Source organism: Microbacterium sp. P5_E9, assembly GCF_054049175.1.
This window is the reverse complement of sequence record NZ_JBFUMV010000002.1, coordinates 475,614-500,815: the sequence shown is the minus strand read 5'-3', so window position 1 is coordinate 500,815 and position 25,202 is coordinate 475,614. Positions and strand designations below refer to the sequence as shown.

The following is a 25,202-nucleotide window of genomic DNA, read 5'->3' as shown; positions in this document are numbered from 1 at the left end:
GATGCATGTGATCGCCGTCCTCGTCGCCGCGCTGCTGTTCGGCACGACCGGCACGGCGCAGGCTCTCGGACCCGAAGGCACCACCCCGCTGTCGGTCGGCGCGGTGCGGCTCGTGATCGGCGGCACTGGTCTCGCCGTCATCGCGTTCGTGCTGGCGCGCCGCCACCACGCGAAGACCGACGCGCATCCGGATGCCGCTGCCCGGCCCCGATTCGGCGCTCGACCGCTCCTGCTCATGGTGCTCACCGGCGCCTGCCTCGCGCTGTATCAGCCGCTCTTCTTTCTCGGCACCGCGCGCAACGGCGTCGCGGTCGGCACGGTGGTCGCACTCGGCGCGGCCCCGATCATGGCCGGGGTGCTGGAGTGGGGGCTGACGCGCCGGCGGCCGAGCGCGGCATGGATGGCCGCAACCGCGGTGGCGACGGTCGGAGTGGTCATGCTCGGCATGGGCGGCCAGGCCGATGCCCCCGCCGGCACCGATCCGCTGGGCCTGCTCGGCTCCCTCGGTGCGGCGGCGAGCTTCGCGGTCATCGCGAACACGCAGCGCCGGCTGCTCGACGACGGCTGGGACCCGTTCACCGTCGTCGGGGCGATGGGGGCGTCCTCCGCCATGATCATGGCCTGCGTCCTGCCCTTCGTCGACCTGACCTGGCTCGCCACGCCGGCCGGCCTCGCGATGGCGCTCTGGCTCGGGCTGGCGACGATCTCGATCGCGTACGTGCTCTTCACGTGGGGCCTGAGCGGCCTCACCGCGGCGACAGCGGCGACCCTGACGCTCGGCGAGCCGCTGACCGCCAGCATCCTGGGCATCGTGGTGCTCGACGAGCGGCTGAGCGCCCTGGCGATCGCCGGTCTGGTCGTGCTCGGCCTCGGCCTCGCCCTGCTCGCCTGGGGTTCGCGGTCGCCGCGCGATCCCAGCCCGTTCGCCGTGGAGGGGTGACCGTGGTGATCGACATCCGCATCGACGACCTCGCCGGGGAGGCGACCCGCGCGCTCATCGCCCGTCATCTCGACGGCATGCACGACTCGTCACCGCCGGAGAGCGTCCACGCTCTCGACGCGGACGGGCTGCGGCATCCGGCGATCACGTTCTGGTCGGCCTGGGTCGACGGCGAACTCGCCGGGATCGGCGCGCTCAAGGAGATCGACGCCGAGCGGGGCGAGCTCAAGTCGATGCGCGTCGACGATCGCTTTCTCGGGCTGGGCGTCGGACGCGCGATCCTCCGGCGCATCGTTGCGGAGGCCCGCGCTCGGGGCATGACGAGCCTGTGGCTCGAGACCGGGGCGACGGAGGACTTCGTGCCGGCGCAGCGGCTCTATGCGAGCGAGGGCTTCGTGCCGTGCGGCCCGTTCGAGGGGTATGCGGAAGACCCGTTCTCGGTCTTCATGACGCGAACGCTCTGACCGCTCTCAGGCCGGTTCGACGAGCGCCACCGCGAAGGCTGCGACGCCTTCCCCGCGGCCGGTGAAGCCGAGTCCGTCGGTCGTGGTGGCGGCGATCGAGACGGATGCTCCGCCCAGGGCCGCCGAGAGCGCCGCCTCCGCCTCGGCACGGCGCGCCGCGAACCGCGGCCGGTTCGCCTGGACCTGCACTGACACGTTGCCCACCCGCCACCCCGCCTCGCCGAGGATCCCGAGCGTGCGCGCGAGGAACACGTCGGCGTGCGCGCCGGCGTACTCGGGGTGATCGGTGCCGAAGTGGGTGCCGATGTCGCCGAGACCGCTGGCGGACAGCAGCGCGTCCACGATCGCGTGCGCGACGGCATCGCCATCCGAGTGCCCCGACAGCGCGGTTTCGCCCGGCCATTCCAGGCCGGCGAGCCAGAGCGCGCCGTCACCGCCGAACGCGTGGACGTCGGTGCCGAGTCCCACCCGCGCGTGCGCGGGGCGGGCATCGAGTCCGACCGTCGCCCGCGCGATCGGTGCGGTCGCGACGAGCGAACGCGCCCGCTCGAGGTCGGCCGGGGTGGTGATCTTGAATCCCAGCGCATCGCCGTCGACCACCGCCACGGTGTGGCCGGCCGCGCCGACGAGGGCCGCGTCGTCGGTGTAGTCCCGATCCGCCGCACGATACGACGAATCCAGGATGTCGCGGCGGAAGCCCTGCGGAGTCTGCGCGGCCGCGAGCTCGGCGCGGTCGACGGCCTCGACGACCACGGCGTCTGCGACGCGCTTGATCGTGTCGATGACCGGCAGCACCGGCAGGGCTCCGACGCTGCCCGCATCGATCGCCGCGACCACCCGCTCGAAGACGGCCGCAGGGGTCAGCGCCCGCGCCGCGTCGTGGACGAGCACGATCTCGACATCGCCCCACAGCCCGGCGAGCCCGCGCGCGACCGACTCCTGCCGAGTCGCTCCGCCGGTGACGACCGAGACGAGGTCGCGACGGTCGCCGGCCGCCTCGAGCGCGTCGGTCAGCGCGTCGCCTTCGCGCCCGTGCGGCGCGACGATCACGACCTGCGCCGACGGACCAGCGAAGACCCGCGTCAGGGCGTGCCGGAGGATGGTGTGCTCGTCTATGCCGACGAACGCCTTCGGGCTCCCCGCCTCGAGGCGGGTACCCGACCCGGCGGCAACGACGATGACGGCGATGCGAGGGACGGGCGTCGGTTCGTGAGCGGCGTCGAAGGGCACGCCCCCACGCTACCGGGGTCGAGGAGCGGGGTGCGTCAGGACGCCAGGACCTCGTCGAGGACCAAGCCGGCCTGCTCTTCGTCGGTCTTCTCTGCGAGCGCGAGCTCGGAGATCAGAATCTGACGTGCCTTCGCGAGCATGCGCTTCTCGCCGGCCGAGAGGCCGCGGTCCTGATCGCGACGCCACAGGTCGCGAACGACCTCGCTCACCTTGATGACATCGCCGGAGGCGAGCTTCTCGAGGTTCGCCTTGTAGCGACGGGACCAGTTGGTCGGCTCCTCGGTGAACGGCGCGCGAAGCACCTCGAACACCCGATCGAGTCCCTCTTTGCCGATGACGTCGCGCACGCCGACGAGGTCGACATTCTCCGCAGGGACCTCGATGATGAGGTCTCCCTGGGTGACGTTGAGCTTCAGGTACTTCTTGGTCTCGCCGCGAATGATGCGGTCCTTGACCTCGATGATGGTCGCGGCCCCGTGATGGGGGTAAACGACCGTCTCGCCAACCTCAAAAAGCATCGAGTTATGTCCTTTCGGCAACCTACAGAATACCACAGGGGACATACGCTAAGGTTCGCCGCCCACCCGTCGGGTGAGCCCGCATCCGCGCCGCCCTGGCCATAGAATGCAGAGGATGCCCGCTCTCGTCTCTGGAGGATCCGTGAAATCGCGCCTCATCGCGTCGCTCATCGTTGGCGCCGCCGTCGTTCTCGGTACGACCGGCTGCAACATGAATACGACGATGGCGACCAAGATCCCCTACTCCCCGTCGGACGGCGTCTCCGTGCCGGACTCGGGACCGATCCTGGTGCGAAACGCGCTGTTCGTCGCCGACGAGAGCGGCGAGGACGCGAACTTCGTCGCCGTGCTCATCAACAGCACCGACAAGACCGCGACGCTCCACCTCGAGATCGGCGAGGGTTCCGCCAAGATCGACGAGTCGATCCGCGTGCCCGCCGAGTCGACCGTCAGCCTGGGTGTCGATGAGGACCCGCTGTTCATCGAGGGCCTCGGGGTCAAGCCCGGCGCCATGGTGCCGGTCTACTTCCAGTCGGCCGAGGATGCCGGAGTCCTGGTCGATGTCCCCGTGCTCGACGGGACACTCGACTACCTGTCGTCGCTCGCTCCCTGAGCAGTGCGCGGTCACGCCTCGAAGCGGTAGCCCAGTCCACGTACCGTGACGAGCATCGACGGATCCGCCGGACGCTCCTCGATGCGCGACCGGATGCGCTTGATGTGCACGTCGAGGGTCTTGGTGTCGCCGAAGTAGTCGGTCCCCCATACCCGGTCGATGAGCTGTCCGCGGGTGAGGACGCGTCCGGCGTTGCGCATGAGCACCTCGAGCAGCTCGAATTCCTTGAGCGGCATGGCGATCTCGGACCCCGCGACAGACACCGTGTGGCGGTCGATGTCGAGGGTCACCCGCCCGCCGGAGAGCACCCGGTCATCGAGGTCGGCGTCGATCGCCGCCAGCCGACGCAGCACGGCGCGCATGCGTGCCAGCAGCTCACGCGCCGAATATGGCTTCGTGACGTAGTCGTCGGCGCCGAGCTCGAGGCCCACCACGATGTCGACCTCAGAGTCCTTGGCGGTGAGCATGATGATCGGCACCCCCGATGAGGCCCGGATCTGGCGGCACACTTCGGTGCCCGACATCCCCGGCAGCATCAGGTCCAGCAGCACAATGTCAGCACCGTGCTCGCGGAACAGGGTGAGCGCGGACGGACCGTCTTCGGCGATCTCGACTTCGTACGCCTCCCGGCGCAGCAGGTAGGCGAGCGGATCGGCGAGATCGGGCTCGTCCTCCACGATCAGGACGCGCGTCATGCGGGATCTCCGTTCGAGGGGATGGGCTTCGGGAGTGCCGCGTCCTGCTGCGAGGACTTGCGGATCGATGACTTCATGCGACCTTTCTTACGCTTCCCCGGCGACGGGACGTCGGCCGGCCCGTCGACGAGAGGCAACCGGATGGTGAAGGTCGAGCCACGACCGGGTCGCGACCAGAGCTTCACCTCGCCACCGTGACGCTGCACGGCGTGCTTGACGATGGAAAGACCCAGGCCGGTGCCGCCGGTGCGCCGTGAGCGGGCCTGGTCGGCGCGGTAGAAGCGCTCGAACACGCGCTCCTGCTCGCCCTCGGGGATGCCGATCCCCTGGTCGGTGACGGCGATCTCGACGACGGCGTCGACGGACTTCACACCGACCCCCACAGACGAGCTGGTCGGGGAATATGCGACGGCATTCGCGATGAGGTTGCCGACTGCCTCGCTCAGCACCTGGGCGTCGCCGCGGACATAGAGCCCCCGCTCTCCCCCGCGCGAGATCTTGACACCGGTCGCCGACGCCTGGATCGCGTGCGCCTCGATGGCGGAGGCGATCACCTCGTCGATGGAGACCTCGCGCTCGTCGGTGAACTCGTCCGCCGCCTGCAGGCGCGAGAGGTTCATGATGCGGGAGGTGAGCTGCGCCAGTCGGGCGGCTTCGGCCTGCAGCCTGGTGGCGAACGCGCGCACCTGGTCGGGGTCGTCGGCGGCGGACTCGATCGCCTCGGCGAGGAGGCTCACGGCGCCGACCGGCGTCTTCAGTTCGTGACTGGTGTTGGCGACGAAATCGCGGCGCATCTGCTCGACGCGCTCCTTCTCGGTGATGTCGCGCAGCACCAGGAACGTGAGCCTCGGCGAGATCTTGGTCGCCCGCACCACGACGAGCCTCGGCTCGGCCGGCAGAGCGCCGCGCGAGAGCCGCAGCGTGGCGGTCGCCGCCGCCTCGCCGGCGCGGGCGCGGCGGGCAAGCCCCTTCAGCTCGGCGCTGGGGAGCACGGAGCCTTCGCCGAGCCCGAAGGGCACGGCCGAGGCCGAGGCGGCGAGGACGGTGGCCGAGGTGTCCACCACGGCGGCCGCGTCATCCATGCCGTGCAGAACCTCCGCCACCCCGTCCGGGACCGCGGTGGACTGCTCCACCCTCTGGCGATCGCGGGCCCGCAGAGCGGCCATCACGATGACCGACACGAGACCCCCGATCGCCGCCCCGAGGAGCAGGGCGAGCAGCGCGAGCTGCGTCGAATGCATTCCCCCAGAGTACGGGCGAACCGGCCGCCGTTCGGGCCGTCAGCGGCCTCGCCGCGAGCCCGGCCCAGTACTATTCACTCTCGTGGCACCGTTCGTTAACCTTCGCTGACGACAATCGCGAGGGTCGCGGGGCGGTTGCCGCCGCGAATCAGAGAGGTGTTCCCATGCGCGAAGTTTTCCACCAGTCGCTCGAAGACGTTCAGGAGAGACTCGTCGAGATCGCCGGACTGGTGACCGTGGCGATCGAGAAGGCGACTCGCGCGTTCGGCACGAGTGATGTCGCCCTCGCCGAAGAAGTCATCGAAGCGGACGCGATCATCGACGAGAAGGCCATCGCCCTCGACGAGCAGGCGATCGAGATCCTCGCGCGCCAGCAGCCGGTCGCGCGCGACCTCCGCATTGTGGTGAGCGCCCTCCGGATCAGCGCGTCGCTGGAGCGGATGGGCGACATCGCCGAGCACATCGCCCAGCTCACCCGCATGCGCTTCCCCGACCGCGCCATCCCCAAGGGCCTGAAATCGACCTTCATCGAGATGGGGCAGCTCGACGTCGAGGTCGCCAGAAAGCTCACCGAGCTGCTGCGCACCCAGGACCTCGCGCTCGCGGAGGAGATCCGCAACGACGACGACGCCATCGACGAGCTGCACATCTCGGTGTTCGAGAAGGTGCTCAGCGACAGCTGGCAGGGCGAGCCCGCGGCGACCGTCGACGCGACGCTCGCGAGCCGCTACCACGAGCGCTTCGGCGACCACGCGGTCTCCATCTCGAAGAAGGTCGCCTACCTCGCCACCGGCGACTGGACGACCGACAACGACGACTCGTTCGTCATCCCCGGCGCCGCCCGGTAGCTCGCAGACGCAGCAGAGCGGATGCCTCGGTTCGAGGCATCCGCTCTTCTCATGCGTGGTGTGGGTGCTACTTCTTGCTGCCCTGGTTCGCGACGGCGGCGGCGCCCGCTGCGGCGGCCTCGGGGTCGAGGTACTCCCCCGGGCCGAGCGGCTCGAGGTTCTCGTCGAGGCGGTAGACCAGCGGGATGCCGGTGGGGATGTTCAGCTCGGAGATGTCGGCGTCGCTGATGCCGTCGAGGTGCTTGACGAGCCCGCGCAGCGAGTTGCCGTGCGCCGTCACGAGGACGGTCTTGCCGGCGCGCAGGTCGGGGACGATGTCGCTCTCCCAATACGGCAGGAACCGGTCGATGACGAGCTTGAGCGACTCGGTGCGCGGGATGTCGCCGTCGATGCCGGCATAGCGCGGGTCGTTCACCTGGCTGAACTCGGAGTCGTCGTCGAGCAGGGGCGGCGGCACGTCGAACGAACGGCGCCAGAGCATGAACTGCTCCTGTCCGAACTCCTCGAGCGTCTGGGCCTTGTCCTTGCCCTGCAAGGCGCCGTAGTGGCGCTCGTTGAGGCGCCAGGTGCGCTTCACCGGAATCCAGAGCCGGTCAGCGGCGTCGAGGGCGATGTCCGCGGTCTGGATGGCGCGGCTCAGCAGGGAGGTGTGCAGCACGTCCGGCAGAAGCCCGGACTCGGCGAGGAGTTCGCCGCCGCGCTGGGCTTCGGCCTTCCCCTTCTCGGAGAGCCGGACGTCGACCCATCCGGTGAAGAGGTTCAGCTCGTTCCAGGTGCTCTGACCGTGGCGGAGGAGGATCAGCGTATAGGGCGCAGTCATGCCGCCATGATAGCGAGCCCGGATGCCGCGCACCGGCCTGACATCATGGGCTCATGGCGAGCGGTCGATCCCCCATCGGGCAGGTGACCCGCGGGACGACCGGCACCAACCGCCTCCGGCGGGTGGACCGCTGGATCGCGCGGCATCCCGCCCTGCGGCGCACCACCGATCCGCTGGTCGTGGATCTCGGCTACGGGGCGAGTGCGGTCACGACGCTGGAGCTGCACGCCCGCCTTGCCCGCACTCGGCCGGATGTCGATGTGGTCGGCCTCGAGATCGAGCCGAACCGGGTCACCCGCGCCCGGCACCAGCTGGAGGCGGTGCGCGCGGGGGCCACCGGCTTCGCCGCGGATGCGCGGGTGGCGTTCGCGCTGGGCGGGTTCGAGGTTCCGCTGGCAGGCGGCCGGCGCCCTGCGGTCATCCGGGCCATGAACGTGCTGCGCCAGTACCAGGAGACCGAGGTGCGTGGCGCGTGGGACCGCGTGTGTGCGCGGCTCGCCCCGGGCGGCCTCCTCGTCGAGGGGACGTGCGACGAACTCGGGCGGATCACGACCTGGATCGCCCTCGACGCCGACGCCGTCCCGCAGTCGCTCACGCTCTCGCTGCGTCTTCAGGGCCTCGAGCGTCCGTCGATCGCGGCCGAGCGGCTCCCCAAGGCGCTCATCCACCGCAACGTGCCGGGCGAGCGGATCCATGCCTTCCTCCGAGACCTGGACACCGAATGGGACCGCGCCGCCGTCGTCTCGCCGTTCGGTCCGGTGCACCGCTGGCAGACCACGCTCGACGCGCTGGCCGGGGCCGGATGGCCGTTGCCTCAGCGCGCGCGCTGGCGCCTCGGCGAGGTCACGGTGCCGTGGACGGCTGTCGCGCCGGGGACGTGACTCTGAGCCGCCTCAGATGCGCGGAACGGCGGCGCGAGCCGCGGCATCCGGCATCCCGGTCGCCGTGAGAAGGTCGACGACCAGCGGCCGGAGGGCCGCGATCAGGCCCTGATCGCCGAGGGCGGCGTCGGGGATGATCGTGCGCGGGTCCAGGCGTCCGGCGATCGAGAGCAGGCTCTCGCGCGCGATCGGCTCGAGCGCGATGTCATCGAGCGAGCCCGCGACCACGTCGGCGGCGCGCATGATGTCGGCGAGCACGTCCGCCGCCACAGGGCGGGCCACCCCGTCGTCGCAGAGGTACACCACACGGCGCGCGATGACCCGCAGATTCCGGATGGCGAGATCCATCGACCGGCGGATCCGCTCGTGGCGCTGCAGCTCGAAGCGCTGGCGGCGCAGGAACGGCGAGATGCGCGCGATCGCGGCGCCGGACTCCAGCGCGACACGCCATTCCTCGAAAAGGGGCTGCAGTCCGCGCGCCTTCTCGAGCCCGCGCTCGGCGCGCAGGCGGTCGCCTCGACGCAGCGCCTGGATGAGCGCGCCGGCGGCGCTGTCGACCGCGGCGAAGACCGCGTGCCCCTCGCGCAGCTCGGTGCGCACGACGCTGCGGGGGACGAGGGCGGTCACCAGGAGCGCCGCGACGCCGCCGACGATGCCGTCGACGAACCGGAAGAAGGGCGATCCGCCGGGGATGATCATGACGATCAGCGACTGGATCGCGGCGGCGATCGCGAAGCCCGCCTGGGCGGAGAGGAAGCGCGCCACGATGAGCGTTATGCCCAGGGCCAGCGCCAGCTGCCACCACCCGCTTCCCGCGACGAGCAGCAGGAGCTCGGCGATCAGGATGCCGACCAGCATCCCGATCACGGTCTCGAGCACCCGGATCGGTCGTGCGTCGCGCACGAGCCCGAGGCTCGAGACGGTCACGGTCGCGGCGAGCAGCGGCGTCGGGTGACCCAGCACCATCTCGGCGAAGAGGTAGGCGCCGGTCGCGGCCACCACGATCTGCAGAATGCCCGGAAGCGATCGGCGCACCCGGACGAGGGCCGGCTTGGGGTTGACGCGCGACCGCCACCCGGTCGGGATCGCCGCGGTGACCGGAGCGCTCACGACGCTGCGCTCACCGAGCGGTCGTACGGCGGCCCAGGCGCGGCATCCGCGGGATCGATGCCGTAGCCCCCGCCTCCGGGGGGACGATGATCTCCTGCGCGGCCGAGATCGGGCCGTCCGAGGTGTCGACGGTCAATGCCGCGTCGACCGGCGTCGTCCGGCGCACCAGGGCGAGGGCGATCGGCCCGTCTTGATAGTGCAGGGCGACCGAAGTGATGACGCCGACGGCGTCCTCCCCCACCCGCACGGCAGCGCCGGGCTCGGGGAAGGTGCTGTCGCTGCCGTCGAGCTGGAGCGCCACGAGGCGCCGAGGCGGGTGACCCAGGTTGTGCACCTTGGCGACGGTCTCCTGCCCGCGGTAGCAGCCCTTGCTCAGATGCACGGCGGTGCGCAGCCAGTCGACCTCGTGCGGCAGCGTCCGCCCGTCGACCTCCGCCGCCCACCGCGGGCGCCAGGCGGCGACGCGAAGCGCATCGGATGCCGTCAGGCCCGCGAGCGCGAGACCGCCGGTCGCCGCGGCCGTGGCCACCCGCGCCTCTTCGGCACGCGTCACGATGGCCTCGGCCCAGTCCCGGTCGAACCCAGGGTGCGGATCGACGGCCGCATAGGCGTAGCCGCCGGAGTCGATGTCGGGCCATGAGTCGACCCAGACGAGCGGCACTCCTGCCGGGGTCGCAGGGTTCACCGCCGTGAGCGCATCCCGCGTTCCGCCGATGACGGCGTACTCGTCGCTCGCATCGCGGGGCGCGACCCGGAGCCGGAACCGCATCCGCAGCAGCCAGGCCAAGAGGCCATCGGCATCCGCGCGATCCACGATGAGCCAGGCGGTCTCGCCGTCGTCGATGACGGATGCCGCGTGCTCCACGTGACCCTGCGGGTCGAGGATCAGCAGCTCCGTGCTCCCGCCGCGCACCAGCCCGGTCAGGGCCTGGGATGCGAGCGAATCCAGCCAGGACAGCCGATCCTCACCGGGAACCGCGAGCACCCTCCGGTCGCCGAGGGGGGCGACCGCCCGCCCTTCGGCGAGCGCGCGCTGCTCGGCGAGCGGATTGCCGATGTGCCGGAGCCCGGTGTCGTCGACGACCGCCCCGGGTACCGCCGCGAAGATCTCGGTCATCATTCCGCCTTCGCCAGTCGTGCCGATGCGTGCGAACCGAGGTCTGCTCCGAGCGCCGCGATATCCCACGCCCACAGCAGGTGCTGGTCGACGAGGCCGTACATTCTGGTCGCCGCGCCATAGGACTTCGCGCCGGCGGTGCGCACGACGGCGTCCGTGGCGATGTCGATGCGCGGACCGCGAACCTGGCCGAGGTACAGCTCCATGAGCCCGTCCGCGTGCACGAGCGAGACTTCGATGTCGAATCCGCCCTGCGCGGTCCGCAGCAGCTCGACGTCGTCCGCGGTGCGCGCCACGAACGGCGATCGGGGCGGGAGCAGGCCGGGGCCGGCATCCGCCGGCGTCGCCGGGCGGGAGAGCCGCCAATAGCCCACCTCGGCGATGAGCGGGCTGCGTACCCCGTCGGCGTCCAGCCAGGCGTCCGCGGAGTAGTTCAGGTACCCGCCGCCGTCATGGCTGAAGCTCACCCGGTGCGCGAACTCGCCTTCGTAGCGATGGCCGTCCGCGGTGTAGTCGATGACGCCGGTGCCCTCCCAGATCCCGAGGAGCCACGACAGCGGAACGATGTCCGCGGGAAGGTCGGTCGGCAGCTCGAGCACGGCGCCTCCGGTCAGCGCTGGCCGCGGTACAGGTTCCAGACCACGACGCCGGAGACGAAGGCGATCGCGAGCGACGCGAGCGCGAGGAGGCCCACGAAGAACAGCTCGAGTGCGACGAGATCCATGGCTGACACTCTATCCCGGAACGACCGATGCCAGCCCGAACCCCAGGCTGATGACACCCATCACGACGAGCGCGCCCAGGCAGCCGGCGGCGACCCGCAGGATGAACCCATGCGAGCGGCCGTTGGCGAGCTGCAGCCCGAACGAGAGCCAGATGCAGGCGCCGAGACCGACGACGAGCCAGGCCGCCCGCCAGTCCGGCGGAACGAACAGCCCCACGACGACCGCGATCACCGCGGAGGCGATCCACACCGCGACAACGGCGCCGGTGGTGCGGCGGGGAGCAAGCTCAGGCACGGCCATGCCCCTATTGTGACGCACCGACAAGGCCCGTGCGTCGAAGCGATCCGTGAGGAGCGCGTCGTGACTCTAAACTGAGGGTGACGTCGAGTCCCACCCGCGTCCGGAGGATCACCTTTGGCACAGCTTCTTGTTCTCAGTTCCGCACCCGGCGGCGGGCCTGTCCTGCCCTCCTTGGAGCTGCTGAGCCACCGCGTGCGTCAGATCCCCGCTGAACCCGCCTCACTCGTGAACGCACCGAGCGCGGATGTGATCTTCGTCGACGCGCGCATCGACCTGGTCGGTGCGAAGTCCCTCTGCAAGATCCTGAACACGACCGGTCTGGACGCGCCGCTCCTCCTCGTTGTCACCGAGGGCGGCCTCACGGCGGTGTCGACGGACTGGGGTGTGGACGACGTCATCCTCATGACGGCCGGCCCCGCCGAGGTCGACGCCCGCGTGCGACTCGCGATCGGACGGATGACGAAGGAGCAGGTGTCGACGCGCATCCAGACGTCGGGCATCACGATCGACGAATCGTCGTACTCCGCGAAGGTGCACGGCAAGCCGCTCGACCTGACTTACAAGGAGTTCCAGCTCCTGCACTTCTTCGCGACGCACCCGTCCCGCGTGTTCACCAGGGAGCAGCTGCTCAGTGAGGTGTGGGGCTACGACTACTTCGGCGGCACCCGCACGGTCGACGTGCACGTGCGCCGCCTGCGAGCAAAGCTCGGCGATCTCGAGCAGCTCATCGGCACCGTCCGAAATGTCGGCTACCGCTTCAACGTCTACGAGGACGACCAGGCTCCAGCCCCGTCCGCACGGTCCGTCTAGCGGCCGCTCCCGAGTTCACACGCTCGTCACCTGTCCCTGCAATGATGATGGGATGATCGAACACGAGGTGCTCGACGCCGGGCTCGGCGACGCGGATGACGACGACTTCGACCTCTCGGAGGCGTTCGTCTCGCAGCTCCCCGATCACCGGTATCTTGACCGCGAGATCAGCTGGCTCTCCTTCAACCAGCGCGTGCTGGAGCTTGCGGAAGACCGGAATCTGCCCGTGCTCGAGCGGTCGAACTTCCTCGCCATCTTCGCGAGCAACCTCGACGAGTTCTTCATGGTCCGAGTCGCTGGACTCAAGCGCCGGATCGTCACCGGACTGGCCGTCCCGACGAACATCGGCCGGTCGCCGCAGGAGGTCCTCACCGACATCTCCGCCGAGGCCCATCGCCTCCAGGTCCGCCACGCTGCGGCATGGGTGGACGACATCCAGCCCGCGCTCGCCGACGCCGGCATCGACGTCCTCTCCTGGGAGGCCCTGACCGACGAAGAGAAGGCGTACGCCTACGAGTACTTCCAGGCGCAGGTCTTCCCCGTGCTGATGCCGCTCGCGGTTGACCCGGCGCACCCCTTCCCGTACATCTCGGGGCTGTCGCTCAACCTGGCGATCCGCATCCGTAACGCCCGCACGGGTCGACAGGACTTCGCCCGACTCAAGGTTCCGCCGATGCTCCCGCGATTCGTCCGGGTCTCGCGCGACGGCGAGCGGGTGCGGTATGTCCCCCTCGAGTTCATCATCGCGAATCACCTCGAAGACCTCTTCCCCGGCATGGAGATCCTCGACCACCACACGTTCCGCCTCACGCGCAACGAAGACATGGTCATCGAAGAGGACGAGACCGAGAACCTCATCCAGGCGCTCGAGGCCGAGCTCCTGCGACGCCGGTTCGGTCCCCCGATCCGCCTCGAAGTCACCGAGGAGATCGACGACGTGACCCTCGACCTGCTGGTCAAGGAGCTCGACATCACCTCGCAAGAGGTCTACCGGCTGCCGGGTCTGCTCGACCTCCGCGGACTGTTCGACCTGTCCAGGATCGATCGGCCGGAGCTGCACTACGCCGCGCACGTTCCGACGACGGCGCTGCCGTTCCAGCCGGCCGAGCAGAACGGCCGCGCCGACATCTTCGCCTCCATCCGCAAGGGCGATGTGCTCGTCCACCACCCCTACGAATCCTTTGCGACGAGCGTGCAGCTGTTCCTCGAGCAGGCGGCCAAGGACCCGCACGTCCTGGCCATCAAGCAGACGCTGTACCGCACCTCGGGCGACAGCCCGATCGTGCAGGCGCTCATCGATGCGGCCGAAGCGGGCAAGCAGGTGCTGGCCCTGGTGGAGGTGAAGGCGCGGTTCGACGAAGCCGCGAACATCGTCTGGGCGCGCAAGCTCGAGAAGGCGGGCGTCCACGTCGTGTATGGCCTGGTCGGGCTGAAGACGCACTGCAAGCTGGCGCTCGTCATCCGCGAGGAAGACGGCATCCTCCGCCACTACAGCCACATCGGCACCGGCAACTACAACCCGAAGACGAGCCGGATGTACGAGGACTTCGGGCTGTTCACGCAGGACGACCAGGTCGGCCGGGATCTGACCCGCCTGTTCAACGAGCTGTCCGGCTACGCGATCGAGAAGAAGTTCAAGCGGCTCCTGGTCGCTCCCCTGCACCTGCGCAAGGGTCTGCTCCGGCAGATCGACAACGAGCGGCGCAACGCCCTCGAGGGCAAGCCGTCCCGGATCCGCCTCAAGGTGAACTCGATGGTGGACGAGCAGATCATCGACGCGCTGTATCTGGCGAGCCAGGCCGGCGTCCCGGTCGAGATCTGGGTGCGCGGCATCTGCGCGCTCAAGCCGGGGGTGGAGGGGATGAGCGAGAACATCGTCGTGCGCAGCATCCTGGGTCGCTATCTGGAGCACTCGCGCATCTTCGCGTTCCACAACGACGGCGATCCGCAGGTGTTCATCGGCAGCGCCGACATGATGCACCGCAACCTCGATCGCCGGGTCGAGGCGCTCGTGCGCGTCGTCGCGCCGGCCCACGTCAAGGAGCTCCTCACCCTCTTCGAACTCGCGATGAGCGACACCACGAGCTCGTGGTGGCTCGGTCCAGAGGGCGAGTGGACGCGGCACAGCCTGGACGAGGGCGGCAAACCGCTCACCGACATCCAGGATCGGACGATGACAACGGTGCAGCGCCGCCGCCGAGCCCGGGTGGTGCGATGACCGAGAGCGCGATCTACGCCGCCGGCGGTGTCGTGTGGCGGCTCGTCAACGGGAAGCTCACGCTGCTGCTCATCCACCGCACGGCCTACCGCGATGTGACGCTGCCCAAAGGCAAGGTCGAGCCGGGTGAGACGCTCGCCGAGACCGCGGCCCGCGAGATCCTCGAAGAGACCGGCATCCGGGTCAGCCTCGGCATCCCGGTCGGCGTGTCGAAGTACCACATGCCGAACAAGCGGCAGAAGATCGTGCACTACTGGTCTGCCGAAGCGACGGATGCCGCCATCCGGTCGTCCTCGTTCGTCCCGAACCGCGAGATCGCGGCGATCGAATGGGTGACGCCCAAGAAGGCGCTCAAGCGCCTCAGCTATCCGGTCGATGTGGAGATCCTCGAGAACTTCCTGAAGTTCGTCGACGACGGCATCCTCGCGACCTTCCCGATCATCGTCCTGCGTCACGCCAAGGCGCTGACGCGCGATGAGTGGAAGGGCGCCGACCATGCGCGTCCGCTGAACATCAGGGGTCGCAAGCAGGCCAATGCCGCAGTCGGCCAGCTCCTCGCCTTCGGACCGCGCAAGCTGATCTCCTCCCCCGCGGTCCGCTGCGTCAAGACCGTGACGCCGCTGTCGGCGGCCCTCGGGCGTCCGATCGATCGGACCCCCTTGATCAGCCAGGATGCCTGGGAAGAGGGTGCGTCGGACGCGCGCCGCATCGTCGGCGAGCGCGTGCGATCCCGCAAGGCCGCGGTGCTCTGCAGCCATGGTCCGGTGCTCCCCGAGATCCTGACGGAGCTCGCCCTCGCGACGGGAACACTGCGCGGCTCCTATCTCGGCAGCGCCTCGGCTCTCGACACCGGAGCGTTCTCGGTGGTGCACCTGTCGGCGACGAATCCGGGTTCCGGGATCGTGGCGATCGAGACGCACGAGCCGAAGGTGTGACAGCGACCGGCGTGCAGCTTGCGTGGGCGGCTGTCCCGCCGGGCGAACCGCGCCGCGAGACCGCCTGGCGGCTGCTGCGGGGCCTGCTGCCCGATGGCGTCGAGCTCAGCAACCCGTGCCCTCGATGCGGCGGCCCGCACGGCCCGGTGCGGGTGGCGGGCGCCGACGCGTTGGCGAGCGTCTCGTATGCGGGACCGGTCGCGGTCGTCGGGGTCGCCGATGGCGCCCTGTTCGACGCGTTCGGGATCGATGCGGAGCGCGAGCACGAGACAGCTCGGGATGCCGCCGGCCTGCGTGGAATCCTCGGTCAGGATCGCACGTCCCTGCGCGATTGGACGCGGGTGGAGGCGGCCCTCAAGGCGGATGGACGGGGACTGCGCGTCGAGCCCGCCGAGGTCACCGTGCGCGAGCGCGAGGACCAGAGCGGGTGGGACGCCGTCGTCCCCGGTGGCACCGCCTTCGCAGGCTGGGACGCCGCCGGGCCTGCTGGGGTCCTGGTCAGCGTCGCCGTGCGGCCGCGTCGAGCGCCGGAAGCGGAGCGCGGTCCAGCCACGCACTGAGCAGATCCTCGTGGGTCTCGCCCGTGGCCGCCTCGACGCAGGCGCGGAAGTCATCGGTCGTCACGAGGCTGTGGCGCTGCGTGGACACCCACCGGCGCAGCAGGTCGGCGAACGCCGCATGGCCGATGCGCCTCCGCAGCGCCTCGAGAGTGAGCGCTCCGCGCTTGTAGACCCGGTCGTCGAACATCGTGTCGGGCCCGGGGTCGGTGAGGATGAGGTCCTGCGGAAGCCGGCGGAGTCGGTCGTACTGGCTCTTCGCGTGGGCCGCCGCCGTCGGACCTCCGGACGCCTCCGACCACATCCACTCCGCGTAGCAGGCGAAACCCTCGTTGAGCCAGATGTCGTGCCAGCGCGCGATGCCGACGCTGTTGCCGAACCACTGATGCGCCAGCTCGTGGGCGATCAGACGCTCGGAGGCGGCGTCCAGATGATTCGAGCCGAACACCACCAGTCCCTGCGCCTCGAGGGGGATCTCCAGCGCGTCGGCGGTGACGACGATCGTGTACTCCTCCTGCGGGTAGGGACCGAAGGCATCCTCGAAGAAGGCCATCATGCGTGGTGCGTCGCCGAACGCCCGCATGACAGCGGTGGCGATCGCCGGTGGGTGCACGATCCGCGCGCGGCCGAGCATGGTCTCCTGATAGCGGCCGACGTGGACGGCGGCCAGGTAGGTCGCCATCGGGGTCTGCACCGTGAACTCGCGCCGCACCCGGCCGCGGGAGCGCGTGATCGGTCCGGGTACCCCGGTGGCGGCGACCGCATAGCCCTCGTCGGTGGTGACGGCGATGCGGTAGCGCGCGCGATCGTCGGGGCGGTCGTTGCAGGGGAACCAGGTCGGCGCGCCGATCGGCTGGCCGGCGACCAGTGCACCGTCCTCGAGCTCCTCCCAGCCGATCAGCCCCCATCGCGAGCGCCGGGGTGCGGGCGCGCCGCCATAGACGACCTCGATCGAGAATGCCTCGCCCGCCGCGAGCGGGCGCGGCGGGGTGATGCGAAGCTTGCGCGGGCCCTGGAGCATCCCAGTGCGCGGGTCGCCGTCGATGCGCGCCCGAGTGGCGCGCAGGCCCACGAGGTCGAGCGAGACCGAACGGGTCTCGACAGCGGCGACGGCGTTGATCAGCGCTCGCCCTTCGAGCCGGTTGGTGCGCACCCGATAGGTGAGGTCGAGGTCATACGATTCGACGTCGAAGGTCAGATCGCCGCTCTGCGGCGCGTAGTCGTCGTGGCGCCTCACGATGTCGACTGGTAGGCGCGCACCTTGACCGCGCGCCAGGGTCCGATCGGGTTGCCGCTCCAGCGTGAACCCACCGGGACGGTCTCACCCCGCATGACGAGTGACGCCGGGCCCACGGTCGCGTGAGCGCCGATCGAGGCGGCGGGCAGGATGACGCTGTGCGGGCCGAGGGTGGCGCCCGCCTCGAGCTCCACGGTATCCATGCTCATGATCCGATCGTGGAAGAGATGGGTCTGCACCACACACCCGCGGTTGACCGTGGAGCCGTCGCCGAGCGTCACGAGATCCGGCTCGGGCAGCCAGTAGCTGTCGCACCACACGCCGCGCCCGATGTGCGCGCCGAGTGCTCGCAGCCACACGGCCAGCGCCGGCGTCCCGGCGGCGCTGCGCGCGAACCACGGTGCCGCGACCATCTCGGTGAAGGTGTCGGACACCTCGGTGCGCCACACGAAGCTCGACCAGAGCGGCTGCTCGCCCGCGCGGATCGGGCCGACGATGATCCACTTCGCCGCGACCGAGATGGCTGCCGCGACCACGCTCGTCACGAGCATCACCGGCCCGGACAGCAGGAGCGCCCAGATCGGCCCGACCGCGTCGACGATGCCCGCGAGCACGAACAGCACGAGGAGTCCGATTCCACAGGTCACGAACACGGGCAGGAGCCGGCCGAGCTCCCACAGCGCCCGCGCGATGCGCAGCCGGGCGGGCGGTGCGTAGGTGCGGCTCTCGTCGCCTTCCGCCGACTGGCGGCGCAGCCGGACGGCCGGCGACCCGAGCCAGGAAGACCCCGGCTTCGCCTTGAGCGGAGCCGACGACAGCACCGCGACCAGGCCGTCGCGCGGCACCCGATGGCCTGGCGCCGCCATTCCGGAGTTGCCCAGGAACGCCCGCTTGCCGATCCGCACCGCGCCGACCCGCATCCACCCGCCGTGCAGCTCGTACGACGCGACCATCGTGTCGTCGGCCAGGAAGGCGCCGTCTTCGATCTCGGCCATCGACGGGATGAGCAGGACGGTGGATGCCTCGACATCGTGTCCGACCTTGGCTCCCAGCATCCGCAGCCAGACGGGTGTGAACAGACTGGAGTACAGCGGGAAGAGGATCGTGCGCGCGGAGTCGAGCAGCCGTTCGGTGGTCCAGGCCTGCCAGCCGATCCGGCTGCGGATCGGGTGCGTCCCTTCCTGCAGGCCGATCGACATCAGCCGGACGAGCCCCACGACGGCGATCGCGTACACGAGCCCGACGGTGAGCGTCGCCGGGATCAGCCAGAGGAACGACGCGCCCAGGGCAGCCCACAGGTCGGGCGCTCCGCGCAGCCCGAGGGCGAGGACGATGCCGCCGACGGCGAAGGAGCCGATCGGAAGCAGGGCGAGCACGAGAGCCGAGGCGGCATAGGCCCACACCCACCGGTGATCGACGGGCGGTCGCGAGTCCGGCCAGTCGCCATCAGTCCCGCCCACTCGCACGGCGGGCGATCCGGCCCAGGACTGATCGGCGCGCACGCGGCCGAACACGGCCGAGCCGGGAGCGATCTCCGCGCGCTGGCCGATGCGGGTGCCCGGGGCCAGGGTGCTGCGGGTGCCGACGGTGGCGTCCGCGCCGACCCGCACAGGGCCGATGCGCACCAGGTCGCCGTCGATCCAGTACCCGCTCAGGTCGACTTCGGGCTCGATGGACGCGCCGTCTCCGACCTCCAGCATCCCGGTGATCGGCGGAAGCGTGTGCATGTTCACATCGCGCCCGATCTTCGCGCCGAGCGCGCGGGCGTAGTACGTGACCCATGGTGCGCCGGCGAGGCCGACCGCGTCGATCTGGTCGGAGATCTGCTCGGCGAGCCAGAGCCGCATGTGCACGGTGCCGCCGCGGGGATAGTCCCCCGGCCGCAGGCCGGCGAGCAGCAGACGCGCGGACCCGGCGGCGATCGACATCCGTCCGAACGGCGTCGCGAACAGCAGCAGGCCGATCGCCAGGACCCACCACTGCGCGGACGGCAGCGCCTCGAAGCCCGGCCACAGCTGCAGGATCGTGCCGGCGGTCAGGATGTACATGAGCCAGCGGACGCCGGTGAGGATGAAGAGCGGCACCGCGGCGAGCGACTGCACCCACTGCGTCGAGCGCGGCGTCGGCTCGGGGCGGCGGAAGTTCTGCGCGTCGTCGTCGGTCAGGAACGGACCGAGCGCCTTGGCCATCGCACCGAGCCGCGGCACGTCGTAGATGTCGGCGACCGAGTACTCGGGCACCCGCACACGGATGCGCGACACCAGCTGTGCGGCGGAGAGGGATCCGCCGCCGAGATCGAAGAAGTCGGCTTTGCGGTCGGGGACCGCGAGACCGAGCACCGCCTGCCACTGCTCGGCGAGCCACGCTTCGGCGGGGCTGAGCCCGGTGACCGGCGTCTCGATGCCGGGGAGCGGCCACGGGAGCGCGGCACGATCGACTTTGCCGGACGTCCGCACCGGGAGCTCGTCGACGACGGCGAGGAGCGGCACCACGGCGGCCGGCAGCGTGGTGGCGAGGGCGACACGCGCACCGGATCGGTCGAACTCCCCCTCCACCACCAGGTAGCCGACGAGCACGGGAACCCCCGCGTCGGTCATGCGCACGGCGGCAGCCGCGGCCGTCACACCCGGCAAGTCCTGCAATGCAGACTCCACCTCGCCGAGTTCGATGCGGCGTCCGCCCACCTTGACCTGATCGTCGGCGCGACCCTGGAAGACGAGACCTTCGACGTCGAAGCGCACGAGATCGCCCGACCGGTAGGCGCGATCCCAGCCGAGCGTCGGCATGGGCGCGTACTTCTCGAGGTCTTTCGCGGGATCGAGGTAGCGGGCGAGGCCGACGCCGCCGATGATGAGCTCGCCGGTCTCGCCCTCGGCGACCTGCTGGCCTTCGGCGTCGACGACAGCGAGCGCCCAGCCGTCGAGCGGGAGCCCGATGCGCACCGGCACCGAGCCATCGAGCGGGGCCGCGCACGCCACGACCGTCGCTTCGGTGGGGCCATAGGTGTTCCACACTTCGCGGCCATCGGCCGCCAGCCGCGCGGCCAGCTCGGGCGGGCAGGCCTCGCCGCCGAAGATGAGGAGTCGCACATTCTCGAGCGCCGCGATCGGCCACATCGCGGCCAGCGTGGGGACAGTCGAGACCACCGTGATCGACTGCCGGATGAGCCACGGGGCGAGATCCTCGCCCGACCGCACGAGCGACCGCGGCGCGGGCACGAGGCACGCACCGTGGCCCCACGCGAGCCACATCTCCTCGCACGACGCGTCGAACGCCACGGACAGCCCCGCGAGCACCCGGTCGCCCGGTCCGAGCGGCGCATCCTGGAGGAATATGCGTGATTCGGCATCTACGAAGGCGGCCGCTGAGCGGTGGCTCACCGCGACGCCCTTCGGCACGCCGGTCGAGCCTGAGGTGAAGATGATCCACGCGTCGTCGTCGACGGTCGGCGGCGGCACGACGACGATCGAGTGCGTGCTGGGGTGCGGCGCCGCTCCATCGAAGAGCGGTGCGGAGGCGGCATCCGATTCCGTCTCATCGCGCGGGACATACTGGCCGTCGCCGGAGATCACGCCGCGCACCTTCGCCTCGCCGAAGACGAGCCGCGCGCGCTCGTCCGGGTCATCGGCGTCGACCGGGACGTACGCGGCGCCGGCCGCCAGCACGCCGAGGATCGACAGGTACAGCTGCTTCGACCCGGACACCACCCGCACTCCCACCCGGTCGCCGCGGCGGACGCCCGCGTTGTGCAGGCGGGTGGCCGTGGCGCCCACGCGGGCCATCAGCTCCCGGTAGCTGAGCGCGCCGGAGCCGTCGTCGAGCGCGGACGCCTCCGGATGCCGCGCCGTGGTCTCCCGGAGGATGTCGATGAGCGTGCGCGGCCGCGGCGCCTGTGCCGAACGGTCGAGCACGCCCTGCGCGCTGTGCGGGCCGGACACGTCAGGAGAGGAGATCGATCAGCTGCGCCTTGGTGAAGCGGGAGTATCCGGTGCGACCCTCGGTGCGGGCGCGCTCGCGCAGCGCCGCGACGGTCAGGGTCGCGAGGTCTTCGGACGCGGCGGCGGGCTTGCGTGCAGCGGTGCGCTTGGTCACGGCGCGCCTCGCCGGCGCGGCTGCGGGATCCGGCTCAGCGGGCGCGGCTACAGCCGGCTCCGCGGGCTTCGCGGCCGCGACGGGCTTGGCGGGCTGTGCGGCAGCCGCCTTCGCCTTCTTCGCTGCGCCGGACTCGGCCTTCTTGGCCGCCGCCTTCTGCTGCGCGCGAGCCTTGGCCGCAGCCTTCGACTCGACCTTCGCCAGGGCATCCTGGGTGGCGATCAACGCGCGATCGGCGGCCTTCTCCGCGCGCTTCGCGATCTTCTTGGGGTCGTTGCGCACCGCCTTCTTCGAGGCATCCGACGCGGCTTTCGCGTCCTTCGCGAGTTCACGAAGCTTCTTCGCGGGCTTGGCGGGCAGCTTCTTCGCTGTCTTCTTCGCGAAGTGGGCGGCCGCGGCGGCGTCCTCGAGTGCGTCGAGGGCCTTGCGCTGGACTTTCGAGGTCTTGGACATATCTCCACGATAGGGCCGGGCCGCAATCGGCCGGGTCAAGCGGCCGGGGCTCGTTCACCTTCCGTTCACCATCGCAGCCCAAACGCTTCACAGTCGCTGTTTACCTTCAGGACGAACCCTGCACCGGGTTCTCCCCTCTGACACCCGAAGGATCCACAGTGAAGATCTCTCGCATCGCCCAGGTGGGCGCTGTTGCTGCCATCGCAGTCCTCACGCTCGCCGGCTGCGCCTCGAACGAAGAGGGCACCTCGACCCCCTCCGAGAGCGCCGGCCCCGCCCTCACCGGCACCCTCAACGGATCTGGCGCGACCTCGCAGCAGGTCGCCGTCCAGGCATGGACCGCCGAGTTCCAGACCGCCAACCCCGACGTCACCGTCAACTACGACCCGCAGGGCTCCGGCACCGGCCGTGAGTCCTTCCAGTCCGGCGCCGTGTCGTTCGCAGGGTCCGACCGTGCGTTCAAGGTCGACGAGATCGCCGCCGGCCCGTTCGACGCGTGCGTCGAGGGCTCCGACCTGGTCGAGATCCCCGCCTACGTCTCGCCGATCGCGATCGCGTTCAACCTCGAGGGCGTCGACTCCCTCAACCTCGACCCGGCCACGATCGCCGGCATCTTCGCCGGCACGATCACCAACTGGAACGACCCCGCGATCGCCGCCACGAACGACGGCGTCACGCTCCCCGACCTCGCCATCACGCCCGTGCACCGCTCCGACAAGTCGGGCACGACCGCGAACTTCACCGACTACCTCGCCAAGACGGCGGCGGAGGTGTGGACGTTCGGATCGGTCGAGGAGTGGCCGCTCGCGGCCGGCGAAGCGGCGCAGGGCACCTCGGGTGTCGTCAACGCCATCAAGGCCGGCAACGGCGCGATCGGCTACGCCGACCACTCGCAGACCGCCGACCTGAGCGCCGTGAACGTCCAGGTGGGCTCCGAGTGGGTCGAGCCGTCTGCTGAGGGTGCCGCGATCGCTCTGGACGCCTCGAAGCTCGAAGAGGGACGCGCGGCGACCGACCTCGCTTTCGCCCTCGACCGCACCACCACCGAGGCCGGCGCTTACCCCGTCGTGCTCGTGAGCTACCTCATCGGCTGCGTCGAGTACCAGGACGCCGACCAGGCCGCGCTCGTGAAGGGCTTCTTCACCACCGCGATCAGCGAGGCCGGCCAGCAGGCCGCAGCCGACAACGCGGGCAGCGCGCCCATCTCCGCGGACCTCGCCGCGCAGGCGCAGTCCGCGGTCGACGCGATCAAGTAGTCCCTCCGCTTCAGCCCCGGACACGTCGTCAGCGACCTGTCCGGGGCTGAAGCCCGGATCGTATGATTCACGTGACAAGAACGGATGAGATGACAGCCGCCCCCGCCGCGACGAAGATCCCGGCCAAGCAGCGGCCCGGAGATCTGTGGTTCTCGGGCACCGCCCTGGCCGCCGGCTCGATGATCCTCGTGACGCTCGCCGCCGTGGCGATCTTCCTCATCATCCAGTCGCTGCCCGCCGTCGGCGCGACGCCTGCGGAGGCATCCCTCCTCACCACGAACTTCTGGGACTACGTCTGGCCGCTGCTCTTCGGCACGATCTGGGCGGCCCTGCTCGCCCTCATCATGGCGATTCCGCTGTCGCTCGGCGTCGCCCTCTTCATCAGCCACTACGCACCCCGCCGGATCGCGCAGGCCCTCGGCTATGTCGTCGACCTCCTCGCCGCCGTGCCGTCGGTCGTCTTCGGCCTCTGGGGCATCCTTGTCCTGGCACCGGCCGTGCAGCCGGTCTACGCGTGGCTCACCACCAACCTGGGGTGGTTCCCGCTCTTCGCCGGTCCCGTATCGGCGACCGGACGCACGATCTTCACCGCCGCGATCGTCCTCGCGGTCATGGTCGTGCCGATCATCACCGCGATCTGCCGTGAGATCTTCCTGCAGACCCCCGTCCTCCACGAGGAAGCCGCCCTCGCACTCGGCGCGACCCGCTGGGAGATGATCCGCATGGCCGTCCTTCCCTTCGGTCGCAGCGGCATCGTCTCTGCCTCGATGCTCGGCCTCGGCCGCGCCCTCGGCGAGACGATGGCCGTCGCGATGGTGCTCTCGGCGACGGGAACCGTCACGCTGCAGCTGTTCACTTCCACGAACCCCTCGACGATCGCGGCGAACATCGCCCTGACCTTCCCCGAGGCGTTCGGAACCAACATCAACGTCCTCATCGCGACCGGCCTCATCCTGTTCGTCGTGACCTTCGCGGTCAACTTCGTCGCACGGCTGATCGTCAATCGCCGCAAGGAATTCTCGGGGGCCAACTGATGACCATCACCGCCACGCCACCGCAGCAGCGCAGCGCGCCGCAGCCGCTCAAGCTCACGACTGGCCGCCTCCCCGGCTGGGCGGTGTGGGCATTGGTCGCGGCTGCCCTCGCATCCATGCTCGCCGTGTTCGCGATCGTCGCGGCCGGCGCCGGGGAGCCTCTCAACGTCGCCGGCTGGCTCGTCGCCGCGGGCATCCTCTATCTGGTCCTGATCTTCACGATCTCGACCATCGTCGAGAGCCGCCGCAAGGCCGTTGACCGTCTGGTCACGGGGGTCGTCGCATCGGCGTTCATCATCGCGATGGTTCCGCTCGTTTCGGTAGCCTTCACGGTCGTCGCCAACGGCATCGCACGCTTCGATGCGCTGTTCTTCTCCTCCTCGATGCGCAACGTGGTCGGCGAGGGCGGTGGCGCGCTCCACGCCATCGTCGGCACCGTGCTCATCACCGGCGCCGCGGCCGTCATCTCGATCCCGATCGGGCTCATGGCGGCGATCTATCTCGTCGAGTACGGCGAGGGCAAGCGCGTCGCCCGCGGCATCACCTTCCTCGTCGACGTCATGACCGGCATCCCGTCGATCGTCGCCGGCCTGTTCGCGTATGCGCTCTTCGCCCTCTTCTTCGGCCCCGGCATCCGCATGGGCATCATGGGCTCGATCGCCCTCTCCGTGCTGATGATCCCCGTCGTCGTCCGGTCAACCGAGGAGATGCTGCGGCTCGTGCCCAACGAGCTGCGCGAAGCCTCGTACGCCCTGGGCGTTCCGAAGTGGCTGACCGTCGTCAAGATCGTGCTGCCCACCTCGATCGCGGGCATCACGACCGGAGTCATGCTGTCCATCTCCCGGGTCATCGGCGAGACGGCGCCGCTGCTGATCACGGCCGGATTCACCAACAGCATGAACTACGACCTCTTCGACGGCCGCATGCAGACGCTGCCGGTCTTCACCTACACGGAGTATGCGAACCAGGGCATCCCGCCGGAGGCCTACCTGGATCGCGCCTGGGCCGGTGCCCTGACCCTGATCCTGATCGTCATGGTCCTGAACCTCGTCGCGCGCATCGTGGCGAAGGTGTTCTCCCCCAAGACCGGCCGCTGACCTCCTCCACC

24 protein-coding genes are annotated in these 25,202 nt (G+C 70.1%); 12 read left to right on the top strand and 12 right to left on the bottom strand.

Annotated elements, in window-relative coordinates; translation table 11 throughout:
- The first annotated feature begins 1 nt into the window (after window position 1).
- Both ACXJ3V_RS05710 and ACXJ3V_RS05705 read left to right on the top strand, forming a co-directional pair.
- Window positions 2-940 (top strand): DMT family transporter, encoded by a 939-nt coding sequence (locus ACXJ3V_RS05710; protein WP_457099291.1) that lies wholly within the window; start codon window positions 2-4, stop codon window positions 938-940.
- A gap of 2 nt (window positions 941-942) precedes the next feature.
- Window positions 943-1,404 (top strand): GNAT family N-acetyltransferase, encoded by a 462-nt coding sequence (locus tag ACXJ3V_RS05705; RefSeq protein ID WP_457099290.1) that lies wholly within the window; start codon window positions 943-945, stop codon window positions 1,402-1,404.
- Window positions 1,405-1,410: 6 nt separating this feature from the next.
- Here the strand turns inward: ACXJ3V_RS05705 and ispD are convergent, their stop codons facing one another.
- Together ispD and ACXJ3V_RS05695 are read right to left on the bottom strand one after the other, a co-directional pair.
- Entirely contained in the window at window positions 1,411-2,634 is a 1,224-nt protein-coding gene (ispD, locus tag ACXJ3V_RS05700) for a 2-C-methyl-D-erythritol 4-phosphate cytidylyltransferase (protein WP_457099289.1), read from the bottom strand.
- Window positions 2,635-2,669: 35 nt separating this feature from the next.
- A complete protein-coding gene (locus ACXJ3V_RS05695; RefSeq protein WP_457099288.1) occupies window positions 2,670-3,152 on the bottom strand; it encodes a CarD family transcriptional regulator in 483 nt (160 codons plus the stop codon).
- 115 nt (window positions 3,153-3,267) lie between these two features.
- On the opposite strand from ACXJ3V_RS05695, the gene ACXJ3V_RS05690 reads away from it, so the two are divergent.
- Complete coding sequence (locus ACXJ3V_RS05690; protein ID WP_457099287.1) at window positions 3,268-3,765, top strand: DNA modification methylase; 498 nt, start codon at window positions 3,268-3,270, stop codon at window positions 3,763-3,765.
- An 11-nt stretch (window positions 3,766-3,776) separates the two neighbouring features.
- On the opposite strand, the gene ACXJ3V_RS05685 is transcribed toward ACXJ3V_RS05690, so the two are convergent.
- Together ACXJ3V_RS05685 and ACXJ3V_RS05680 are read right to left on the bottom strand one after the other, a co-directional pair.
- Window positions 3,777-4,460, bottom strand: a complete 684-nt coding sequence (locus ACXJ3V_RS05685) for a response regulator (RefSeq protein WP_457099286.1) — start codon at window positions 4,458-4,460, stop codon at window positions 3,777-3,779.
- Window positions 4,457-5,701: a sensor histidine kinase gene (locus ACXJ3V_RS05680; RefSeq protein ID WP_457099285.1), complete on the bottom strand. Its 1,245-nt coding sequence runs from the start codon at window positions 5,699-5,701 to the stop codon at window positions 4,457-4,459. The genes ACXJ3V_RS05685 and ACXJ3V_RS05680 overlap by 4 nt, the downstream gene beginning before the upstream one ends.
- A 164-nt stretch (window positions 5,702-5,865) precedes the next feature.
- Here ACXJ3V_RS05680 and phoU point away from each other — a divergent pair, with 164 nt between their 5' ends.
- The gene (gene phoU, locus ACXJ3V_RS05675) at window positions 5,866-6,549 is read left to right on the top strand and encodes a phosphate signaling complex protein PhoU (protein WP_457099284.1); all 684 of its coding nucleotides are present in this window, start codon (window positions 5,866-5,868) and stop codon (window positions 6,547-6,549) included.
- Window positions 6,550-6,616: 67 nt separating this feature from the next.
- On the opposite strand, the gene ACXJ3V_RS05670 is transcribed toward phoU, so the two are convergent.
- A complete protein-coding gene (locus ACXJ3V_RS05670; RefSeq protein WP_457099283.1) occupies window positions 6,617-7,369 on the bottom strand; it encodes a phosphoglyceromutase in 753 nt (250 codons plus the stop codon).
- A gap of 53 nt (window positions 7,370-7,422) precedes the next feature.
- On the opposite strand from ACXJ3V_RS05670, the gene ACXJ3V_RS05665 reads away from it, so the two are divergent.
- The gene (locus ACXJ3V_RS05665) at window positions 7,423-8,250 is read left to right on the top strand and encodes a class I SAM-dependent methyltransferase (protein ID WP_457099282.1); all 828 of its coding nucleotides are present in this window, start codon (window positions 7,423-7,425) and stop codon (window positions 8,248-8,250) included.
- Window positions 8,251-8,262: 12 nt separating this feature from the next.
- Here the strand turns inward: ACXJ3V_RS05665 and ACXJ3V_RS05660 are convergent, their stop codons facing one another.
- The 4 genes from ACXJ3V_RS05660 to ACXJ3V_RS05645 all read right to left on the bottom strand — a co-directional run bounded on the left by ACXJ3V_RS05660 (window position 8,263) and on the right by ACXJ3V_RS05645 (window position 11,502).
- Window positions 8,263-9,360, bottom strand: a complete 1,098-nt coding sequence (locus tag ACXJ3V_RS05660) for an FUSC family protein (RefSeq protein WP_457099281.1) — start codon at window positions 9,358-9,360, stop codon at window positions 8,263-8,265.
- Between the two features lie 10 nt (window positions 9,361-9,370).
- The gene (gene ygfZ / locus ACXJ3V_RS05655) at window positions 9,371-10,477 is read right to left on the bottom strand and encodes a CAF17-like 4Fe-4S cluster assembly/insertion protein YgfZ (protein ID WP_457099280.1); all 1,107 of its coding nucleotides are present in this window, start codon (window positions 10,475-10,477) and stop codon (window positions 9,371-9,373) included.
- Entirely contained in the window at window positions 10,477-11,076 is a 600-nt protein-coding gene (locus ACXJ3V_RS05650) for an FABP family protein (RefSeq protein WP_457099279.1), read from the bottom strand. The genes ygfZ and ACXJ3V_RS05650 overlap by 1 nt, the downstream gene beginning before the upstream one ends.
- A 135-nt stretch (window positions 11,077-11,211) precedes the next feature.
- Window positions 11,212-11,502 carry a hypothetical protein gene (locus ACXJ3V_RS05645; protein ID WP_457099278.1) on the bottom strand — a complete coding sequence of 97 codons (291 nt, stop codon included), beginning with the start codon at window positions 11,500-11,502 and terminating at the stop codon, window positions 11,212-11,214.
- A 114-nt stretch (window positions 11,503-11,616) separates the two neighbouring features.
- On the opposite strand from ACXJ3V_RS05645, the gene ACXJ3V_RS05640 reads away from it, so the two are divergent.
- From ACXJ3V_RS05640 to ACXJ3V_RS05625, 4 genes are read left to right on the top strand one after another with little or no spacing between them, the layout of a single operon-like run.
- Window positions 11,617-12,312 carry a response regulator transcription factor gene (locus ACXJ3V_RS05640; RefSeq protein ID WP_457099277.1) on the top strand — a complete coding sequence of 232 codons (696 nt, stop codon included), beginning with the start codon at window positions 11,617-11,619 and terminating at the stop codon, window positions 12,310-12,312.
- Between the two features lie 52 nt (window positions 12,313-12,364).
- The gene (locus ACXJ3V_RS05635) at window positions 12,365-14,530 is read left to right on the top strand and encodes an RNA degradosome polyphosphate kinase (protein ID WP_457099276.1); all 2,166 of its coding nucleotides are present in this window, start codon (window positions 12,365-12,367) and stop codon (window positions 14,528-14,530) included.
- The gene (locus tag ACXJ3V_RS05630) at window positions 14,527-15,465 is read left to right on the top strand and encodes an NUDIX hydrolase (protein WP_457099275.1); all 939 of its coding nucleotides are present in this window, start codon (window positions 14,527-14,529) and stop codon (window positions 15,463-15,465) included. The genes ACXJ3V_RS05635 and ACXJ3V_RS05630 overlap by 4 nt, the downstream gene beginning before the upstream one ends.
- On the top strand, window positions 15,462-16,025 hold the full coding sequence (locus ACXJ3V_RS05625; protein ID WP_457099274.1) for a chemotaxis protein CheY: 564 nt from the start codon (window positions 15,462-15,464) through the stop codon (window positions 16,023-16,025). Before ACXJ3V_RS05630 ends, ACXJ3V_RS05625 begins: the two co-directional genes overlap by 4 nt.
- Here ACXJ3V_RS05625 and ACXJ3V_RS05620 read toward each other — a convergent pair.
- From ACXJ3V_RS05620 to ACXJ3V_RS05610, 3 genes are read right to left on the bottom strand one after another with little or no spacing between them, the layout of a single operon-like run.
- Window positions 15,964-17,259, bottom strand: coding sequence for a M1 family metallopeptidase (locus ACXJ3V_RS05620; protein WP_457099273.1), 1,296 nt, complete (start codon window positions 17,257-17,259; stop codon window positions 15,964-15,966). The genes ACXJ3V_RS05625 and ACXJ3V_RS05620 overlap by 62 nt on opposite strands.
- Window positions 17,256-21,197: a Pls/PosA family non-ribosomal peptide synthetase gene (locus ACXJ3V_RS05615; protein WP_457099272.1), complete on the bottom strand. Its 3,942-nt coding sequence runs from the start codon at window positions 21,195-21,197 to the stop codon at window positions 17,256-17,258. The genes ACXJ3V_RS05620 and ACXJ3V_RS05615 overlap by 4 nt, the downstream gene beginning before the upstream one ends.
- Window position 21,198: 1 nt before the next feature.
- Complete coding sequence (locus ACXJ3V_RS05610; RefSeq protein WP_457099271.1) at window positions 21,199-21,804, bottom strand: hypothetical protein; 606 nt, start codon at window positions 21,802-21,804, stop codon at window positions 21,199-21,201.
- A 158-nt stretch (window positions 21,805-21,962) separates the two neighbouring features.
- On the opposite strand from ACXJ3V_RS05610, the gene pstS reads away from it, so the two are divergent.
- The 3 genes from pstS (at window position 21,963) to pstA (ending at window position 25,191) form a co-directional block, all read left to right on the top strand.
- Window positions 21,963-23,060, top strand: coding sequence for a phosphate ABC transporter substrate-binding protein PstS (pstS, locus tag ACXJ3V_RS05605; RefSeq protein ID WP_457099270.1), 1,098 nt, complete (start codon window positions 21,963-21,965; stop codon window positions 23,058-23,060).
- Between the two features lie 89 nt (window positions 23,061-23,149).
- Window positions 23,150-24,094 carry a phosphate ABC transporter permease subunit PstC gene (gene pstC / locus ACXJ3V_RS05600; protein WP_457099269.1) on the top strand — a complete coding sequence of 315 codons (945 nt, stop codon included), beginning with the start codon at window positions 23,150-23,152 and terminating at the stop codon, window positions 24,092-24,094.
- Window positions 24,094-25,191, top strand: coding sequence for a phosphate ABC transporter permease PstA (pstA, locus tag ACXJ3V_RS05595; protein WP_457099268.1), 1,098 nt, complete (start codon window positions 24,094-24,096; stop codon window positions 25,189-25,191). The genes pstC and pstA overlap by 1 nt, the downstream gene beginning before the upstream one ends.
- Window positions 25,192-25,202 lie beyond the last annotated feature (11 nt).